17 protein-coding genes are annotated in these 18,734 nt (G+C 40.3%); 11 read left to right on the top strand and 6 right to left on the bottom strand.

The features are described 5' to 3' along the window. Positions 1 to 207: 207 nt before the first annotated feature. The 5 genes from DS891_RS14405 to DS891_RS14425 all read right to left on the bottom strand — a co-directional run bounded on the left by DS891_RS14405 (position 208) and on the right by DS891_RS14425 (position 1,786). Positions 208 to 552 carry a hypothetical protein gene (locus tag DS891_RS14405; RefSeq protein WP_174170135.1) on the bottom strand — a complete coding sequence of 115 codons (345 nt, stop codon included), beginning with the start codon at positions 550 to 552 and terminating at the stop codon, positions 208 to 210. A 4-nt stretch (positions 553 to 556) separates the two neighbouring features. Further along, entirely contained in the window at positions 557 to 850 is a 294-nt protein-coding gene (locus tag DS891_RS14410; RefSeq protein WP_174170136.1) for a hypothetical protein, read from the bottom strand. A gap of 95 nt (positions 851 to 945) precedes the next feature. After that, complete coding sequence (locus DS891_RS14415) at positions 946 to 1,272, bottom strand: hypothetical protein (RefSeq protein WP_174170137.1); 327 nt, start codon at positions 1,270 to 1,272, stop codon at positions 946 to 948. A gap of 46 nt (positions 1,273 to 1,318) precedes the next feature. Continuing rightward, positions 1,319 to 1,558 (bottom strand): hypothetical protein, encoded by a 240-nt coding sequence (locus DS891_RS14420; RefSeq protein ID WP_010607034.1) that lies wholly within the window; start codon positions 1,556 to 1,558, stop codon positions 1,319 to 1,321. A gap of 12 nt (positions 1,559 to 1,570) precedes the next feature. Continuing rightward, entirely contained in the window at positions 1,571 to 1,786 is a 216-nt protein-coding gene (locus DS891_RS14425) for a hypothetical protein (RefSeq protein WP_010607033.1), read from the bottom strand. 1,087 nt (positions 1,787 to 2,873) lie between these two features. On the opposite strand from DS891_RS14425, the gene DS891_RS14430 reads away from it, so the two are divergent. The 3 genes from DS891_RS14430 (at position 2,874) to DS891_RS14440 (ending at position 7,804) form a co-directional block, all read left to right on the top strand. After that, positions 2,874 to 4,229: a radical SAM protein gene (locus DS891_RS14430; RefSeq protein WP_010607032.1), complete on the top strand. Its 1,356-nt coding sequence runs from the start codon at positions 2,874 to 2,876 to the stop codon at positions 4,227 to 4,229. A 127-nt stretch (positions 4,230 to 4,356) separates the two neighbouring features. Continuing rightward, a complete protein-coding gene (locus DS891_RS14435) occupies positions 4,357 to 4,575 on the top strand; it encodes a hypothetical protein (protein ID WP_010607031.1) in 219 nt (72 codons plus the stop codon). A 292-nt stretch (positions 4,576 to 4,867) separates the two neighbouring features. Then, positions 4,868 to 7,804: a S8 family serine peptidase gene (locus DS891_RS14440; protein ID WP_174170138.1), complete on the top strand. Its 2,937-nt coding sequence runs from the start codon at positions 4,868 to 4,870 to the stop codon at positions 7,802 to 7,804. A 171-nt stretch (positions 7,805 to 7,975) separates the two neighbouring features. Here the strand turns inward: DS891_RS14440 and DS891_RS14445 are convergent, their stop codons facing one another. Beyond that, on the bottom strand, positions 7,976 to 8,146 hold the full coding sequence (locus tag DS891_RS14445; protein ID WP_174170139.1) for a hypothetical protein: 171 nt from the start codon (positions 8,144 to 8,146) through the stop codon (positions 7,976 to 7,978). 941 nt (positions 8,147 to 9,087) lie between these two features. Here DS891_RS14445 and DS891_RS14450 point away from each other — a divergent pair. The 8 genes from DS891_RS14450 to DS891_RS14485 all read left to right on the top strand — a co-directional run bounded on the left by DS891_RS14450 (position 9,088) and on the right by DS891_RS14485 (position 18,727). Then, a complete protein-coding gene (locus tag DS891_RS14450) occupies positions 9,088 to 9,270 on the top strand; it encodes a hypothetical protein (protein ID WP_010607028.1) in 183 nt (60 codons plus the stop codon). An 81-nt stretch (positions 9,271 to 9,351) separates the two neighbouring features. Beyond that, positions 9,352 to 10,767 carry a radical SAM protein gene (locus tag DS891_RS14455; protein ID WP_100215558.1) on the top strand — a complete coding sequence of 472 codons (1,416 nt, stop codon included), beginning with the start codon at positions 9,352 to 9,354 and terminating at the stop codon, positions 10,765 to 10,767. Between the two features lie 39 nt (positions 10,768 to 10,806). Next, on the top strand, positions 10,807 to 13,656 hold the full coding sequence (locus tag DS891_RS14460; RefSeq protein ID WP_174170140.1) for an insulinase family protein: 2,850 nt from the start codon (positions 10,807 to 10,809) through the stop codon (positions 13,654 to 13,656). Between the two features lie 44 nt (positions 13,657 to 13,700). Beyond that, positions 13,701 to 14,627 carry a RimK family alpha-L-glutamate ligase gene (locus DS891_RS14465; RefSeq protein WP_174170141.1) on the top strand — a complete coding sequence of 309 codons (927 nt, stop codon included), beginning with the start codon at positions 13,701 to 13,703 and terminating at the stop codon, positions 14,625 to 14,627. A 78-nt stretch (positions 14,628 to 14,705) separates the two neighbouring features. Next, positions 14,706 to 14,849, top strand: a complete 144-nt coding sequence (locus DS891_RS14470) for a hypothetical protein (protein ID WP_157757260.1) — start codon at positions 14,706 to 14,708, stop codon at positions 14,847 to 14,849. A gap of 16 nt (positions 14,850 to 14,865) precedes the next feature. Continuing rightward, positions 14,866 to 15,057, top strand: a complete 192-nt coding sequence (locus DS891_RS14475) for a hypothetical protein (RefSeq protein WP_174170142.1) — start codon at positions 14,866 to 14,868, stop codon at positions 15,055 to 15,057. 903 nt (positions 15,058 to 15,960) lie between these two features. Then, positions 15,961 to 17,319, top strand: coding sequence for a bifunctional UDP-N-acetylglucosamine diphosphorylase/glucosamine-1-phosphate N-acetyltransferase GlmU (gene glmU, locus DS891_RS14480; protein ID WP_010607024.1), 1,359 nt, complete (start codon positions 15,961 to 15,963; stop codon positions 17,317 to 17,319). 163 nt (positions 17,320 to 17,482) lie between these two features. Continuing rightward, a complete protein-coding gene (locus DS891_RS14485) occupies positions 17,483 to 18,727 on the top strand; it encodes an HlyD family secretion protein (protein WP_174170143.1) in 1,245 nt (414 codons plus the stop codon). The last annotated feature ends 7 nt before the right edge of the window (positions 18,728 to 18,734 follow it).

The following is an 18,734-nucleotide window of genomic DNA, read 5'->3' on the forward strand; positions in this document are numbered from 1 at the left end:
ATGAGAAGACTTGATATGAAGCTAAGTAATGCTAGGATGCTGGCAGCATCTAATTTAAGATGAAACAAAAAAGGGATTAATATAAGTAATAATATAGATAATGAAAACTTATATGGCTTTTCTAGGATGTTATTCATTCTATTCTCTCTACTACGTTATCTAGAAAAATGAGGCCAAATTCAGCCTCATCAAATGCACTAACCACATTTAGCGCATTGTACACATTGTCTTTCCAACAACCTCGAAGCACTTTACCATCGATCGCAATGTGTGGCTTTTGAGCTTCTTCATGCGTTTAAATTGCTTGGCATGGGCATAGCGCGCTACTTTTTGTGCGGTCTTAGGGCCAACTCGTTCATGACTTTGTCTAAGCCGAATACCGGCTTGCTTAGCGAAACCAACCAGTTTATCACGGCATTTTTCTAGTAGTTTATTGTCGGTTGGATGGGTGATATTTTTCTCCATGATGGTGCTGTCTAAGACTACTTCCCGTAAGCTTGAAGGCTTAATAATATTACTTTTAAGGCCCGCATCTACCGTGAGTGACAGCATTAATTCAACCCCATTTTCGCCAATATGGGTGGTCACACCACATGGCTACCGTATTTTCGTCAGACAATTTGTGAATTTGTTTCAGGTATTCGAGGCCCGCAAGCAGACGAATAGGCTTGGCGCCAGCGCCTTTATCGCCATAATGCTGTTTGAACTCGACCTCTAGACGCTGCCAGTCAATGAGTTTTGCTAGCTTCACTAGCTCATGACGGGGTGAAACAATATCAATAAGCTCGATTTGAAACAGGTGCTTTTGTGGTGTTTGCGCGGTTGGTTTTGGTTTTATTTTTACACTCAAATTGCAATGTTTTGGTTGTGTGATTCAAAAAAGCTGCAATTAGAGGGTAGTAAGATCGTTTAGATCTTCAAGTAATTCAATGAATTAAATTGGTTTCAGGGGCGACTATTTAAAAAAATAGCAATTTCTTTAGCCATTTTTTCAATGTTCTTTTTAGACTCCAACATATACAACACCCTTGAAGAACCGTTGATAAAAAGTTTTCCATCAACTAACTCAATAGAGTTAATTTTAACAGCAGGCAAAAAAGGACAGAAACAACAAAAGGCTTCATTTTTTTCGAAATAAAATAAACGTCTAAATGTTAGAGCAACATAAAACAACGAAGCTAACAAAAAAACATAAAAATCACCCCAAAATAAAAAAATAGGTACATAAAAGATAAAAAAAACAAGTGCTGAATTATAAAAGCTTCTTTTCATTTTCACCCTTGATTTGGGGTGATAAAACCACCCCAATTGAATAAAGTTACTGCATTAATGCGTAACTAACAGTGCCGCTTATAAAGCCAATACCGCCACCCATAAGCCCCAGTACAGCACCAGCAGGTGCACCGCCAATTCCTGTAGACGCAGTACCGAGTGTAAATCCGACTGTAGCACCAAACCCAGCTCCGCCAATAGCACCTTTAATACCAGCTTCCCAAAGACCTGATACAGAAACGGCACCATCAACTAGTATAACTTCATTTTTTTTCAATTCTCTCATGTTCTTAACTCCTTATTTAGCCAAAGCATAGTAAAGTGCGCCACCCGCAGCACCTACGCCAATGATGCCAGCAGTAACCCAACCAATAGGGTTGCTTGCCAGACCAACATAAATAGCAGCAGCACCTGCACCAGTCAGTCCACCATCAAGGCCACCAGCAATTAAATGATCGGATGTCCAAGCGGCACCATTTACTTCTTGAACTTGATTTAAATTCAGTTCTTTCATCTTTGTTTCTCACGTCAAAGTTAGTTATTAATTTATCATCACTTCCGCCAAAGAAGATGACTTGTTCTAGAGGGAGTTCAGCTCGCCTCCGAAAATTATAAAAACAATAAAAAAATAAAAAATCAAATTTTAAGAAATTAAATGAAAGTAATAAATTCATTGGTTTAGAGGAAAAAATATCAAAAAGTAATATTCTATAAGCATCTAGTAAGATGTTGTTTAGCAATCTGTGTCGTTTCATTAGAATAAACAAAAAAGAGGAATGGCGCATAAGCAAAGAGTTTTATTTAGACACTGGACAAGATTAAGAACCTGTCTTCATGTAAGGTTTTGATTTTGAGGATTTTCTTGAGGTAGGCAGACTATTTATGCAAGTTGATACATTGTTAGAACGCTTCTCTAGCATTGATTACTTGAGGTGAGAGCATATTTTTTTAACAAAACTAACTCTAGAAGAGTTTCTCTCTGAATTCGTCGTCAAGCCTAGAACCTAATGTTGCTGACTTTCTATGTACCAATGGTGGAGAATTTCTTCTTGTTGCATTATTTGCGCATCTTCAGGGACGGGGATAGATAAAAGAGTGTATCAATTCTTGTTGTTTGCCCATCAATTGCAACTAAGTCAGCAAGCTCTTGCCATTTCTGTTTGGTTTCTTTAGTAATTTATCAGCGCTTAATGCATAAGTAATATGCACTTATTCACGGCTGCACCCATTATTTTGTTGCTTGCTTTCTGACAAATCGCTTTTACTCAATGCATTGTTGAAAGATGATGTGATCCCACCGTGGGATTACCTGTAAGCAGTTTGCTTTTTAACCGCTTCATCAGAGGTCGTATACCATCATCTGAATTCGAGTGCTTAATCTCTCAAGCGTTAACCTGCTTCATTATTACTTAATGAAAACAGAGCTAAAAATCCCGCTAATTTTTATCAAACTCTTATTTTTTGAGAAGCTATTTTTATCTTTTTGTTTTTAAACAATAAATTTATTTGTTGTAATTTGCCTTACAAATTTTTGACTGACATGATTGGACCTAAGTTTGAGACGCTATGACATTTGGCGTGTTTGAAATGGGGCATAAGGCATGACAAATACATTAGAAAACGCTGGTGTGAAGGTTCGAGAGTATGATCGGAGCACCTATGCTGTGTGGGAAATTACCTTAAAGTGTAACTTAGCCTGTAGTCATTGTGGTTCTCGTGCGGGTGATAAACGAGCTGATGAGCTGTCGACTACGGAAGCGTTTGATTTAATCAAACAGATGGCTGATCTAGGCGTAAAGGAAGTGACCTTAATAGGTGGCGAAGCTTATCTACGTCCTGATTGGTTGATGATTGCGTCAGAAATAAAAAATAAAGGTATGAGAGTCACCATGACGACTGGAGGTTACGGCATTTCCAGAGGAACCGCAAAGCGCATGGCTCAAGCGGGCATTGAAGCAGTCTCAGTTTCTATTGATGGTCTTGAAGATGAGCATAATAGTATTCGTGGCAAGTCTGATTCGTGGAGCCAATGCTTCACCACATTATCTCAATTTAAAGATTTGGGAGTACATACTGGAGTAAATACTACAGTAACAAGAAAAAGCGCAAAGGACCTTCCTTTATTGTACGAAAAATTAATTGATGTCGGCGTCAAAAACTGGCGAATCCAATTGGCCGTGCCAATGGGGAATGCGGCTGATAATAATGAGATGTTGATGCAGCCTTATGAATTACTCGATCTGTATCCATTATTGGGGTTGCTGTCAGTTCGTGGCAGAAAAGACGATCTCATAATTCAACCTGGTAATAATGTTGGTTATTTTGGTCCTTATGAACGTTTGCTTAGAGGGACTTTTATGCAAGAGAGTAAGTACTCGTTTTATACCGGTTGCGTTGCAGGACAAGGAGCTATCGGCATTGAAGCTGATGGCAAGATCAAGGGATGTCCATCATTGCCGAGCGAAGAATATACAGGGGGTAACATCAGGGAACGTACATTGAAGGATATTTATGAAAATGCACCAGAACTGAATTTTAATAGTCAAGAAATGGACGATGCGTCGATTGCACATTTGTGGGGTAATTGTAAGGGATGTAAATACGCGAAACTGTGCCGAGCTGGTTGCAATTGGACTGCTCATGTATTTTTTGGAAAGCGAGGAAATAATCCTTATTGCCATCATCGAGCATTAACTTTAGCCGCCAGCGGTTTACGTGAGCGCTTTCAGCAGCGCGTTGCGGCTTCAGGTATCCCGTTTGATCACGGTGTATTTGAAATCTATGAAGAATCAATCTCTGCGACATCTAATGACAACGTAAATCGCTTCACTATTCAGGGTATAAATTTTCCTCCTTCTTGGTTGGCGACAGACTCTAATCTGAGAGAGCGATTAAATAGCGAGAAATTAAATGCAATTCATCAATACAGAGCGTTAGGTTTAGCTAAAGCTGTGTGAGTGAATAAAAGTCTGTGGCGGCAGACTTCTAGGTGTAAATGATAGAGGCACCAAAACTTAGCGGTTTACCGCAAAGTATACTCTCGAGAGTACAAGCTCTATCAATAAATGTAATAAGGAAAATAAAATGAGAAATAAAAACTACGATATGCAAGAGCTGAATAATGCAGCCGAGTTACTTGAGTTAGTCGAAGGTGGCACACTGCATGATAATGGCTTAACACCTGTTCCTTGGGATTTTCCTCGTGTTATTCCAGACCCTATTGACCCAGTAAAGCCTCCGTTTCAAATGTCTTACGGTATCTGGATCCCACCATATGATTTAGCTAAGTACTCTTTGAAATAAGCAATGCTTAAGGGGCGGAAGAGATTTCTTTTGCCTCTTTGTTACCTCATACCCCAACTGTTTACTAGGGTCACAAATTTTCATCAGCAATAGCATTAGGCTTTCTTAACTAGTTGATAGTGCTCTGGACAAATCGTGCGCTCTAGTCTTTTGATTTAATCACAACGACTACTTAACAAGCGACTGTCCAATAAGCGTCTCTCAATTATTAGCTGAATACTTCATATGGTGGAATAGGAAATAGAATAAACCCTTCAATACTTTGAAAAAGATAATAAAAAAGGAATAGAAGATGAAATTTAGTAAACTTGCACAAAGTTTATTATTGGCACTTTTGCCCGTAGGACACATATATGCATCTGGAGCCGATGAGAATACAACACCTATTGTTGTGAGCTACACTCAGGGAAATTTACCCTCAGCATTTGTTGCGCGGTCAACGCTGTTATCTTCAGATGGTATCCGTACTTATGCTTCTCTCACCGTTACCCAGAATGAACTTGACTCTCTGCTTGTAGAATCACTTAATCAAGGTGGTTTACTGCGGATTGAGGGAAATCATAGGTATCATTTCCCTCAATTACTTTCTCATAATGCGGGTGATAAATCGCAAAATCAGCTTAACTGGCAACAGTTAACAAAGCTTTCTAAACTGGAGGTTCAGACCGTTGGTACAACGAAAGTGTGTCTGATCGATTCAGGTGTTCAACTTAATCATTCCCAATTGAGCTCACAGTTATTTTCAGGGCTGAGTAGTGAGTATGCAGGCTTCTGGTATCAAGATGCGATTGGGCACGGAACTCACCTCGCTGGACTGCTTACCGATCCTGTTTTTGCGAACGGTGAAATATCCGTTGAAGTACGAAAATTACTACGATCGGCTAATGGTGAGAATTCTATTATCCGCGATTCAGACCTAATTAGTGCCATAGAGCAATGTGCAAATTCAGGTGCTCAAGTGATTAATATGTCGCTTAGTAGTCCATACTTTTCATCTGCTACTCGAGATGTGATCGATAGACTTGCCTATGACAGAGACATTATTTTTGTTGCAGCTGCGGGAAATCACGGGATACCTCAATCAGATAAAGGTGACTACCTAGCGTTTCCAGCGGCTTATCGAAATGTGATCGCCGTTGGCGCGATCGATGAAAATACGGATCTTGCATATTTTTCCGCTGAGAATGCCAGTATTGATCTAGTTGCGCCCGGTGTGAATATTCGTTCGACAATGACGAATCGTAATCGAGTGACTGCGGTGAGCAATAATGTAGGAAATAAACTGCACTTTGTTCAGATTGATAATGGTACTCAGGACTTTCCAAATGAATTGAGCTTAGTGGAAAATTGCTTGGTAGCGCTGCCTAAAACGCTATTGGATGAGCATGATACACAATATGCTCTATCCCCTGAAAGCAAGCAGTGGTTAAAAGATGCTACAGACACATGCGCTGATGCTAACGGTAGTGGGATAGTATTTACTTATGATGTTGGTATTGCAGATACTACCATTAGCAAGATCGATTTTAGTACAAGCTTCCCGACTCTACTTATTCCAAACTTGACGTTAACACACGGAAGTTCAGAGACATTCGATTTACAGGTTGATGTAAATCAGTCTGAGTATGCTGTTTTATCCGGCACATCACAAGCAGCAGCCATTGTAAGTGCTGGTATAGCCAAGCTCAAATCAGCTAACCCTAATGTGGATAGAGAAACGCTAATTCAAGCGTTATTTGGCAGTGCCGAAGACCTGGGACAACAGGGCAGAGATGGTAAATTTGGTTTTGGATTAGTCGACTTTTATAAAGCAAACCAAGTATTAAATGGTGAGATTGAGTTACCGGAGCAAGGTATAAATCACTGTCCTGCTTCTTGGTATAGTAATCGCGCGTATACACAAGGGGAGCGTGTTGCTTTTGGCCGCTTTGTTTATGAAGCGAGCTATTGGTCAAAAAATCAAAACCCTTTATTCTCCGATGGTGATTATGAAGCGTGGAGCTATATCGGTGAGTGCGATAAAACTCAACCTAGTTATACCGCAGACTTCGATAGTGACTATGCCAGTTCTGGTTACCAGTTATCAGAAATAGAACGAATCACAGTGGTTTATTCATGTGAAAGCTACACACTAGCTTGTGGTGGAGGTAATTCTGGTGGCGGATTTGGTGGCTTCATTAGCTGGGGTTATGGTGGTGGTTCAGGTTTTTCTGACGGCGGAGGCGGAGGAGGCGGCTCATCATCAAGTAATCAAAATAGTCAAAAAGAGAAAGAAGCTAAACAATTTAAAGAAGATGCAGGCGATATTACTAACGTTGTCGCGCAATTCCAGTTGAAGCTAAAGCAAATATTAAATGGCCTAGACCCAAATAGTTCAGCCTATAAACAAGTCAATGGAATGCTTCAAAACTTAGGTAAACTCGCCGATAGGCTCAACAGTGGCGTACAAGGCTTTAGTCACGCTTGGAATGGTGAGGGTCAAGAAGCGTTAGCTGAGGCACTTGCATTTGTGGTTGCCGTTAAAACTGGTAAAACGATCGATGCTGTTGGTCGAATGTTAGGTAAAAACCCTGTAGTTGCTGTTGGCAAGGCTGCAGTCTCTGTTGGGTTCAGCTACGCGGCTGGTAATAGTGTTGAAACAGCTGTTGAAAATTTTGTTTACGATACGTATGTCAAGGATGCGATGACTGCTGCTAGCTATTATCAAAAAGTCGTGAATAAAGGAAATGAAATACTCAATGACATGCGCTGCGGTTATCAGCGGGTAACTAGGCCCGATATGTTATGTCGAGAGCATCTGAGAAGCATCGATCTGCTTGATAACACGTACATTGTTATGCTTGATCTAGATAACAATGGTGTTCGCTGGCAGTCCGCGCAAGCAGACAGAGAGATTTCCTTAGGTCAAAGTGACGGAATGTTATTCATAGACTTTAACGGAAGCGGCGAGCTCGACAGTGTTAATGAAGTGCATTTTGGTCATGCAGATACTCAGTTGGATACTTTATTGCTATTAGATAGCAATCGCGACTTGAAGATAGACGCATTAGATAGCAATTTTGACCGTCTAATGGTTTGGCAAGATCTTAACGCGGATGGTCGAGTCAATTCGGATGAATCTATCTCTGCCGCTAGTTTAGGGTTGGTAATCCATTTAGAAACTCCAAGCTTACAATTTACAGCGACAACTCATAGCGGTCCGATAGGACTAATTAAGAGTAAGCAGTAATCGGCAAGCAGCCATGGAATGCTAGTTATTTTGTGGCTGCATATTTTCCATAGTTTGCAGTAATATCAACTTAAAAATAGCAGTAAAGGGAACATCAATCGTGGACGATCACATACAAACCTCTCCCCGAGGGGAGTCTACACTGGTAGATGAAGTAAACACTACGCAATTTTACTTTTCAATTAAAGTATCTCGTCTATTATTTGCATTAGCCGTTTTTTTCGGCATATCAGCTTGGATGTCGGAGGGGGTATACTCACCGCAGAGCGCAGCGTCGGCGTTTAAGTCTGAACTTCTCAGTAACCCTAAAATACTTTTTTGGTTTAGCTTATACTGTGTCACTTTTATGGTCTCGGCTGGATTTTACTTGTTGGTTACGATTCAAAATAAGTTGGTTTTAGATGTCAAGAATTGCACGATTGTGATTTCTTATCTGTTTTTGCGAGACAAAACGATCGATTTTGAAAGCCTTGATAGCTTATTGGTGTTTCAAGATGAACATGAGCCATCTTTATTTGGCTTACATTGCCAGGACAAAGACCAACGCAGGGATAAATATCTAAGTAAGGGTATATGTTGGAGACTAGCAGAATCGCAATTGGCAGCATTTCTTCAAGTGATTAAAAAACACCGATTAGATCTCGGAGTTTCGCCTTGGGATTGAAGTGTACCAAACATAGTAAGCATCACTCTTACGAGATTATTCATAAACTTTTCCAAACTCCTTTCGCATCACACGACTGTTGATCTTAGTAGGTCATACTTTTGAATGGCCATCATCATTTTATCTCTCTAGGCCGTACGCTCATGTTATAGACACTGAATGATTAATGGGGGCTCATCAACTGTCTCTCATCTGTCAAAGTGTTTAGTTTGATTTTTACATTAGCTGAATATCAATATCAAACCAATAATATACTCTTATTTGGCCATAATGTTGGTGCTTAAGATTATGATAATTATAGTTAAGTTGTTTTTTTCCTTTGTTTGATTTAAAACTTTTTTAGCAACAATATTGAGCCATACCGAATTGAAGAGATGTGTTATTTACCTTTCACACTTTGCAACTTTAAGTCGGTCTGGCAGGTGGCTGTACTCAACTCTACTTCTCCACTTTGTCTGAAAATCGATTACCAAAAAAAGCGAGATAGTATCAATCTCAGCGCCACAAAAGGACAGTGGTTCTGTGTTGGTTGGAAGATCTAGCGATGCCTTCCATTTGAAGCTTCAAACTTGGTAATCAAACTACATGTTATTTTTTAAAAATAAATTAGGATAATAAAATGAAAGACTTACATCAAAATATGCAAGATGTTACCGAAGCAAAAGAACTACTTGTAAAAGTAGAAGGTGGTCTATCACCTATCAAATTCCCTGGTGATGACAAATTACCACCTTGTGACTGGTGGGTTTGCCCTCAGCCGTTATACGGCGTAATCATCGATCCTCCATTTGAAAAGTTCTAAGAACGTTTCGAATAGATCGTGATTGTGTTGGTGGCGCGTTATGCGCCACCAATAAGACTTGAGCTACTAGGGGTTAAAAATATGTCAGTCAATATGGATAGTGCAGGAATAAAAATAAAAAAAGAAGCACGCCAAACTTATGCAGTATGGGAAATTACGTTGAAATGTAATTTAGCGTGTAGTCATTGTGGCTCGCGAGCAGGAGACAGCAGAGTAAATGAACTCTCCACAACAGAAGCATTAGATTTGGTCCATCAAATGGCTGACCTAGGCATTAAGGAAGTTTCACTGATTGGTGGTGAAGCCTTTATGCGCCCAGACTGGTTGATGATAGCTGCTGAAATTACCCGCTTGGGTATGAAAGCTTCAATGACAACTGGCGGCTTTGGTATTTCTGAAGGAACAGCTAAACGTATGAAGCAGGCTGGTATTTCAACAGTTTCTGTTTCTATTGATGGATTAGAAAAAGAACATGATTTGCTCCGAGGAAAAGTTGGAGCTTGGAAGCAATGCTTCCTGACAATTGAACGATTGACCAACGTAGGAATTAATGTTGGTTGTAATACTCAGATAAATCGTTATTCGGCAAAGCAACTGCCTTTGCTTTACCAGAAACTTGTAGATGTGGGGGCTAGAGCATGGCAATTGCAGCTAACAGTACCTATGGGTAATGCTGCAGATAATGATGAAATGCTATTACAGCCGAATGAATTACTTGACGTTTTCCCTCTAATTAACTTTCTATCTGTTAGAGGTAGGCGTGATGGCTTAGCTGTGCAAGCAGGCAATAACATTGGTTATTTTGGACCTTATGAACGTCAGCTTCGAGATAATAAATCCACTCATTCTGAATGGGCTTTTTATAGAGGTTGTGGAGCCGGGCAGAATACACTCGGTATAGAAGCTGATGGGAGCATTAAGGGCTGTCCTTCATTACCAACAAATGCATACACTGGCGGTAACATTAGAGAGCGTTCACTACGCGATATCTATGAAAATACTGATGAGCTTAGATTCAACGATATTAATAAACCTGAAGATGCGACCAAACACCTTTGGGGAGAGTGTGCAACCTGCGAATTTGCAAAGGTTTGTCGTGGCGGTTGTAACTGGACCTCTCATGTATTCTTTGGCAAGCGTGGAAATAACCCATATTGCCACCACCGAGCTGTAAAGATGGCAGTAAGAGGTAAACAAGAAAGGTTTTTCATTCGAGAAAAAGCGTCTGGAGACCCATTTGATCATGGGGTATTTGATTTAGTTGTTGAAGATTTCAAGCCTTTGGATCCACAGGATACTTCTGTATTCAGCTTAGCACAGGCGCAATTTCCTGAAAATTGGCTTGAAGCGGACCCCAATTTGGTCAGGCGTTTGTTTACTGAAAGGGGCCTTGTTATGAAGCAATACGTTGACTCAGGTATTGTACCTAAAGAGGAATCTCCTTGGTTCGATAAAACCCAACGAGAAGCACTGATGTCTAGCGCTGTGCCAGCCTAAGTAATTATAACACCGATAAATTTTAGAGGTATGTGAGTTATGTTTAACAACAGATTGTCTTTAGTCGCTTTGGCATTACTTTCTCTTAATGCTACAGCACAAAAAAATACTACGATAACGCAACTGACTTCTGCTATACCATCTGATATTGCACAGTCTCAATTTATCAAAAGTGTGCAAGATGACAGAAGTTATGATGAGCTCGTATTGGAAAATGGCCTACGAGTTGTGGTTGTCTCAGACCCCAGTATTTCAGAAACTGCTGTAAGTCTGACGGTTGGTGTTGGCCAATATCATGACCCTGAATCTTATCAAGGGCTGGCGCACTTTCTGGAACATATGATCTTTCAGGGATCTAAGGCTTACCCTAAGCCAAATGCATTGAAGGATTTTATTAGCAAGCATGGCGGACAATATAATGCCGCCACTGAATTGCAAATGACGAGTTACTTCTTTAGTTTACCGCAAGATAAATTTGATACTGCATTGACGATGCTTAGTGATGCAATCGTTAATCCTCTTTTTGATAAAGAAAATATTGATAATGAAATCAATGCAGTAGATCAAGAGTGGCAACGATTGAGGCAACAAGATAGCTTCGTGATTAACCGTACGGCCGCCGTAACCGTTAATCCAGAGCATCCAATTAGAAAGTTCGGTGCAGGCAATAAAGCTTCATTAAAGAGTAAATCAAATAAGAATGACCTCTATGCAGCGATGGCTAACTTTTACAAGCAGTATTACTCTGCAAACTTAATGACAGTGACGCTAGTGGGAGGGGAGTCGACTGGCGAATTAAAATCGTTAGCAAAAAAGCACTTTGCAAAAATAAAAAACTTACAGGTTGAACCCCCAATTATTTCAACACCGGTATTTACAGAAGCTACACTAGGCCAAGAAATCAAGCTCCAAACCAAAGTTGCTACCGATCTATTACTATTACAGTTTCCATTGTCTTCAAACTTTGCTAATTGGCAATTTAAGCCAAATGCGTACATTCAAATGTTATTGGCTTCTCAAGAACCGGGGTCCTTGGCTGCTACGCTGACTGAGCAAGGGTTAATTGAAATGATGCTACCTATGTTGATACCCAATAGCTACGGCCTTGAGGGTACTGCGCTGGTACAATTTATGTTGACTGAAAAAGGCAAGATGCATCAGGAAAAAATAGTCGCAGCATTTTTTGATTACGTTGAACTCATTAAGGAAACTGGGATAACTGAAGGATATGCCGCTGAGCTAAAACAAATGCTTAGTGGTCAATTTGAGAGCTACCAAAAGCCTCCCGCGCTTCATTTGGCAATGCAGTTTAGTCGTATGATGCAAACTGTACCTGCTCGCGATATCCTTCATTTTGATACTTATTTTAAAGGTTTTAATTCAGCAGTCATTCGCGAAAGTTTATCTAATCTCACCTTAGAGAAAGCCAGAATATGGCACATTAGCAACGATGAAAAAACGGGCACTTCTTTGCAATATGCACAAGGTAGCTACCATGTTGCTCCTTTGTCCGATTCGGCGAAAAAAAGTTATGCAGATTCAGGGTTGAACTTTAAGTTGCATTCGCCTTCTGTAGAAGAAGAGGTTGCTACACAGCTTGTTAAGCAAAGTAACGAGCTACCTAGCCAAGTTGTTGCATCAAAGGGTATTAGTGCTTGGTTGAAAAATAGTGAACATTTTACACAGCGTCAGGGCGTTTTAGGTATATCCATTGAAAGTGCAGTACTTAATCAAGATGTGAAAAATCACACAATGCTGAACTTGTTAAATGTGATGATGATAAGAGAGCTGCAAAGGTTGGGGACTCGTGCTCAACAAAGGCATCAGATAAACCTGATGGCGATGCAGAATGCGCAAGGAAATTTAGCGATCACTCTCTCAGGGAAAACAGGAAAGCAAGATTATTATGCAGAGCAGCTTTTTAAAGAAATTACCGGCATGGAAATTTCGGAATCTAGACTTGAAGCTGCGAAAAAGTTGTATTTAGAATCTTTAGAAAATCTAGATAAATTGCCGCTTGCGTACCAGTCGGAACTGCATTTTGGTCGACAAGTTAAGACTGAAGCGATGTTGTGGACAACAGAGCAGGTTATCGCACAACTTAAGCAAGTTAATACCAAGGAATTAGCTAGTTTTCACAATAAATTAGTAAGTAACACTTACATCGATATATTTGCATTTGGTGGTTATGACCAAGCTGATGTGCAAAGTCTTGCGTATAAAGTAAGAGAAACTTTTGGTCCAACATCCCAGACCCAAAAGCCACAGATTACAACCAAATATGCTCCTCAAAAAGGTTATATGACGAATGATAAACAGCGCTCTTCACTGGATAACGTTTATTATAGAGAGAGTTATATTTACGCCGAAAAATCCGCGCCCACGTATGCTGCGCTTATGGTGTTGAACCAGTTTTTTAATAGCTCAATATTCAATACTTTGAGAACTGAAAAGCAAATGGCTTATGCGGTAGGGAGTAAAGCGTTTAAGGTACATGATTATCCAGCTTTCAGTTTATTTATTGAAAGTGCAAATACCTCGTTACCAAAGATTAAGTCCGAGTTTGATAATTTCATTATGTCATTTTATCAAGGACTTGAAAAAATGGATGAGAAGGAGTTTGAGGTTGTTAAAGATGGATTGCTTGTCAGTTTAGAAAAGCAGCCTGAAAATGTATTTATTGAATCTCAGCGTTACTTCGAAGATTGGTTGAGTGGTAGGCTCGATTTTAGTTCTCGAGATGAGCTGATACATTATCTGAAGCGTGTGAATAAGTCACAAATTATTCAAGCCTATCAGCAATTATTAATTGACTATCAGGGTGAAGTGCAATTGCTTCAAATTAAAGGCCCGAATTCTAATAGTGAATACTTTGAATTTGAAGAATAAATTCTGCGGTAACGCAGGTCAGTATTGCGAGGCTTAGAGTAAAAATGGCAATTATTGTTATGGGACAAGTTGAAGATGCTCATACCCAGCATATGTTTCAACAGTTAAAGCGCTGTCGAGATGAGGTATACCATTTTCAATCACATGATTTTCCGTCAAAGTGTCAGTTGAGTTTTGATTTCGTAGATAATAAACATTCGATAAGCCTTGCCTGTGGAACACAGATTTCTCTTGATGATATTGAGGCTGTGTACTGGCGAAATTTTTCTGGGGTGAGTGATGAATCGACACGTGAGAATGTGGGCAGTTTGGATAGCTTAGCAGCACAGGACAGCATGGCTACTATCCGCACTTGGATGCAGTTAAACAATAGTACTCGCTGGTTTAATAGCTGGGCGGCATATCAATATCATTTGGAGAAACCGAGGCAGTTGGCCAGAGTAAAAGAGCTCGGCTGCCTGGTGCCTAGTACTTATATTGGTAATGAGCTTCAAGCGATCCAAGCGGCATATAAGGCTTTTGATAAAGCGATATTCAAACCAGTTTATGGCGGTGCATATACGGAATGGCTAACTGCTCAGCATATTGACCCAGAGCATGCTCTCGTTGCTCTGCAAAAGTCACCCATCACTGTGCAAGAGTATATTGAAGGCACAAATGTACGTACATTTGTGGTTGATGGCAGAGTTGCTTCAGTTGCAATTGACAGCAACAGTGTTGATTTTAGAGAAGATGATCTTGCAAGTATGCGATTGGTCAATACGCCTTTAAGTATAAAGAGCCAAGCGATCGCCGTAACGAAAGCGTTGCAACTTAACTGGACCGCGATTGACTGGAGACGAACGGCGACTGGTGAGTACTATTTCCTTGAAGCTAATCCCTCACCGATGTTTCTCGGTGTAGAAGAACGCACTGAAGTGCCAATCACAAAATGGCTGATAGATGCGATGACAGAAAGTAAAAATAAATAATTTTAACTGTTTTGGTATAAATCGGGTGGCGGCCCTCTCGTATCAAAACTTACTTGTAGATGTAATAAGGAGAAAACTATGCATCCATTTTCATTAAATAAAGCGCAGCAAAAGAAAGTAAACGGTGGTTTACCTATTAAAGATCTGAAGAAAGAGACGCAGCCTGCTGGTTGTGTTGAAGGCGGCGGTATCATTCCACCTGATTTCTTTAAAGATATGTAATTAAAAAAGAGCCAGAGTGTACGCTTTGGCTCTTTTTTTATACTTTTTAAGTAAGCAGTCTTTAAAACTATTATTTTTTGGATTTTTAAATGAAACCGTAGTTAGCGTGACTAAAAATGGTAAAGTTTATATAAATCAATGGATTATTGTTATGGCGCAGCAAAATAAAAACCCAAGTCATTCTACAAGTGGAAATTCTGGTGATTGAGACCGTGACCAAGACCAGCAATCATCTGACGACAAATCCCTAGGAGATGCTCATGATGATGGCTATGGCGGTGATCAGGAGTGTTATACAGCTTATACAAACTCTGGTGATGGTGAAGTTGAGCAAGTAACCTGTATGTAATAGCTAATGATAACAACAAGGGCAGCGATAGTTTTGCTGTCTTTATAACACGAGGGGTTAGATATTGAACTCGAGTTATTTGTTAAAGATTCTATTTTCTGTGGTCTCTTTTAATGTTTTCTACTTACTTTTTACTCTTTTCTTTGAAAGAGACTTTGACTTTTATGTCTCAATTTTTGGCAGTTTTGGTATTCTATTCTCGATATTTGTTTTTTCATCCGAAGATGAGTGAGTTAATTGTTTTTAACGAACCTGAGATTTACAAAAACTAAAATTGCCGTTGAGTTGTGAAGTTTATCTTATCCGGCAATGTATTAGCTCTATGCTTTTGGTAACTCTACCTACGAAACCGTTGTATAGCTATTTTTGAGCTCTTTCATTATCTTCAGTGTTTCCGTCAGCTTAGTTGTCATGCATATCATGGGATCACTATAATTGGCGCACAGTGTTTGAGATTCATCTATATGTGGCTGGTGTAGGTTGATGAGCTGTTCGCTGCCCATTGAAAGGAACGCTCTCGATACCGGATAAAAAGCTGTGTGCGGATAAACACTCTCATTATCAATAGTTTCTTTTTCAGCCGGATACTCTCTTACGTTTCTGAACAATCCCCGCTACAATATTGCAAAATTTGTACTGAGTAAGTACTTATCTGCCTGCTAATTTTAGGTATCGCGATGCACATAGAAGTGATGGCGTTAAAGGCGTAAGTATAGAAAAGTACACCTGTTTAACTGACACAAGAAAAAGGATCCTGTGTTCATGCCATTAAATACAATTATTCTGGCTGCGGGTAAAGGTACCCGCATGCGCTCAAAACTGCCAAAAGTACTTCACCCTATTGCAGGAAAGCCAATGGTGCAGCATGTCATCGATAATGCGGTGTCTCTTGGGGCGCAATCGACCAATTTAGTATTCGGACATGGTGCGCAGCAATTAAAAACTGCTTTGGCACATAACGAAGTAAATTGGGTTCATCAAGCTGAGCAATTAGGTACTGGTCACGCGGTTGCGGTTGCGAAAGAGCATATTGGAGATGAAGATAAAGTTTTAATCCTCTATGGTGATGTTCCACTGACAAAAAAGAGCACGTTACAGCGTTTACTAAATGTGACGCCAGATAATGGCCTTGCTGTACTCACTGTTGATTTAGCAAATCCAACGGGCTACGGTCGTATGTTACGTGAAAACGGCAAATTAGTTGGTATTGTGGAGCAAAAAGACGCGTCTGCTGAGCAACTTGCTATTACCGAAATCAATACAGGCATAATGGCGGCAAATGGTGGGCTACTAAAGAAATGGCTTGGACAGTTATCTAATAATAATGCACAAGGTGAATACTATCTCACTGACATCGTTGCTATGGCGCACAGTGAAGGGATAGAGATTACTTCTGCACAGCCTGATGACGAAATGGAAGTTGAAGGTGCGAACAACCGTGTGCAGCTTGCTGCTTTAGAGCGTGCCTATCAGGCTTGGCAAGCTGAAGCTTTGATGGTTAACGGTGCAAGTCTAGCGGATCCTGCTCGTATTGATGTCCGTGGTCAAGTAACGACCGGCGAAGATGTTCAGATTGATGTTAACGTGATATTTGAAGGTCATGTTGAAATTGGCGATGATGTCGTCATTGGCCCAAACTGCGTACTTAAAAACTGTAAAATCGGTAATGGTGTTGTAATTAAAGCCAATACCCTTATCGAAGATGCACTGGTCGCTGATAAATGCACTTTAGGTCCATTTGCTCGCCTGCGTCCTGGGGCGATAATGGAAGAAGACTCTCATATTGGTAACTTTGTAGAGATGAAGAAGTCGCGCCTAGGTAAAGGATCAAAAGCTAATCACTTAACTTACCTCGGTGATGCCGAAATAGGTGAAAAAGTGAATATTGGTGCTGGTACCATTACTTGTAATTACGACGGCGTTAATAAGTCAAAAACCATCATTGGAGACAATGCTTTTATCGGCTCAAATTCATCACTAGTTGCACCTGTTGAGATCGGTAGCACGGCAACGATTGGTGCGGGCTCTGTTATTACGTCAACTGTAAAAGATGAGCAGCTAGCAGTAGCGCGTGGAAAGCAGCGCAACTTAGATGGCTGGCAACGCCCAATTAAAAAGTAGTAATGTTATTTCATTATTACTTTCATAGAGATAGGTTTAAATTTCTCTAACTTTTAGTAGGGCAAGTTATGACTTGCCTTATTTCATTCCTTTCTGTTACCGCCCGTGGTACATTGTATTTTCAATAAAAAAATATTAACAATAATATTACCCAATAAGTGCTATGGAAAATTTATTTCGCCGTGAGGTGTTTGAGCATAAGCAGCATCGCTTAGAGGGCACAATTAGCTTAATCCAACCACCTGTATTTAAAACACTGGGGTTACTCATTTTAACGGTTGTGATTTTAAGCATCGTGTTTCTATCAAGTGGTAGCTATACCAGAAAGGAAAGAGTATCTGGCGTTATTGAACCCAGTGGTGGGCTACTGCGCGTTGCTGCAATGCAACAAGGTGTGGTGTCCGAAGTGTTGGTCAAAGAAGGGGAGCAGGTCGCTGCAGGACAACCTTTACTGCGTATTGCATCCGCAAAACATAGCACCGAAGCCACTGAGTTAAATCAAGCATTATTGAATCAATATCGCTTTCAACAAAAGAACTTACTACAGCAGATAGAGCAACTGCGTGGACAGTACCAACTTGATATAGAAGAGCTGCAGCAACAAGAAACCACCGCAAGAGAAAAGCTAAAAGAGCTTGAGAGCCAAGCGGCCACGTTCCAAGAGCGGCTGCTACTCAATCAAGATTTGGTATCACAAATTGCAACCTTAAAAGGCACTGGGTATATTTCTGAACTTGAATTACAGCGCCAAAAAGACACTTTGCTTTCACTAAAGCAGCAAGCTTCTTCAATTCGCTCAGAGCGTATAGCGCTAGAATCGCAGCTTAAAAACATCAAAAATCAATTAGCTAAATTGCCAATTGAACACCAAAACCGAATTTCTCAGCTGCAATCACAACAAGCTGATCTACTGATCCAAATCTCGTCCATTGAGCAGGAACGACTTGGTGAAGTCCGTGCTACCCAATCAGGTATAGTCACAGGATTGCTTGCTAAGCATGGTAAAAATGTTTCCATGGGGCAGCATTTACTGACCCTTATCCCTGAGCATAGTGATATGCAAGCTATTGTTTATATACCAACTTCAGCTTTTGGTTTTATCAAAGAAGGTCAGGAAACTAAATTGCGCTATCATGCGTTTCCCTACGAAAAGTTTGGTATTTACAAAGGGAAAATTGTGGAGCTTAGTAACAGCGTTATTTTGCCCGAAGAAACCAATATGCCTGGTATTATTCAAGAGCCCGCTTATCGAGTCGTGGTTGAGTTAGACGAACAAGCTGTCAAAGCATATGGTAAAGACACCGCTTTGCGGGCTGGTATGACTTTGGATGCCGATATTGTGGTCGAAGAAAGGTCCTTGTTGCGCTGGTTATTTGACCCAGTATTTAGCATTAAAGGTCAGTTATAAGAAGTAA

This window comes from Pseudoalteromonas sp. JC28, assembly GCF_013319255.1.
Taxonomy (GTDB): domain Bacteria; phylum Pseudomonadota; class Gammaproteobacteria; order Enterobacterales; family Alteromonadaceae; genus Pseudoalteromonas.

What these genes read in the sequence shown, in the direction of transcription:
- DS891_RS14405 (WP_174170135.1), bottom strand. Translation starts at nt 552, where the DNA reads ATGCTGTCACTCACGGTAGATGCGGGCCTTAAAAGTAATATTATTAAG.
- DS891_RS14415 (WP_174170137.1), bottom strand. Translation starts at nt 1,272, where the DNA reads ATGAAAAGAAGCTTTTATAATTCAGCACTTGTTTTTTTTATCTTTTAT.
- DS891_RS14420 (WP_010607034.1), bottom strand. Translation starts at nt 1,558, where the DNA reads ATGAGAGAATTGAAAAAAAATGAAGTTATACTAGTTGATGGTGCCGTT.
- DS891_RS14425 (WP_010607033.1), bottom strand. Translation starts at nt 1,786, where the DNA reads ATGAAAGAACTGAATTTAAATCAAGTTCAAGAAGTAAATGGTGCCGCT.
- DS891_RS14430 (WP_010607032.1), top strand. Translation starts at nt 2,874, where the DNA reads ATGACAAATACATTAGAAAACGCTGGTGTGAAGGTTCGAGAGTATGAT.
- DS891_RS14435 (WP_010607031.1), top strand. Translation starts at nt 4,357, where the DNA reads ATGAGAAATAAAAACTACGATATGCAAGAGCTGAATAATGCAGCCGAG.
- DS891_RS14440 (WP_174170138.1), top strand. Translation starts at nt 4,868, where the DNA reads ATGAAATTTAGTAAACTTGCACAAAGTTTATTATTGGCACTTTTGCCC.
- DS891_RS14450 (WP_010607028.1), top strand. Translation starts at nt 9,088, where the DNA reads ATGAAAGACTTACATCAAAATATGCAAGATGTTACCGAAGCAAAAGAA.
- DS891_RS14455 (WP_100215558.1), top strand. Translation starts at nt 9,352, where the DNA reads ATGTCAGTCAATATGGATAGTGCAGGAATAAAAATAAAAAAAGAAGCA.
- DS891_RS14460 (WP_174170140.1), top strand. Translation starts at nt 10,807, where the DNA reads ATGTTTAACAACAGATTGTCTTTAGTCGCTTTGGCATTACTTTCTCTT.
- DS891_RS14465 (WP_174170141.1), top strand. Translation starts at nt 13,701, where the DNA reads ATGGCAATTATTGTTATGGGACAAGTTGAAGATGCTCATACCCAGCAT.
- DS891_RS14470 (WP_157757260.1), top strand. Translation starts at nt 14,706, where the DNA reads ATGCATCCATTTTCATTAAATAAAGCGCAGCAAAAGAAAGTAAACGGT.
- glmU (WP_010607024.1), top strand. Translation starts at nt 15,961, where the DNA reads ATGCCATTAAATACAATTATTCTGGCTGCGGGTAAAGGTACCCGCATG.
- DS891_RS14485 (WP_174170143.1), top strand. Translation starts at nt 17,483, where the DNA reads ATGGAAAATTTATTTCGCCGTGAGGTGTTTGAGCATAAGCAGCATCGC.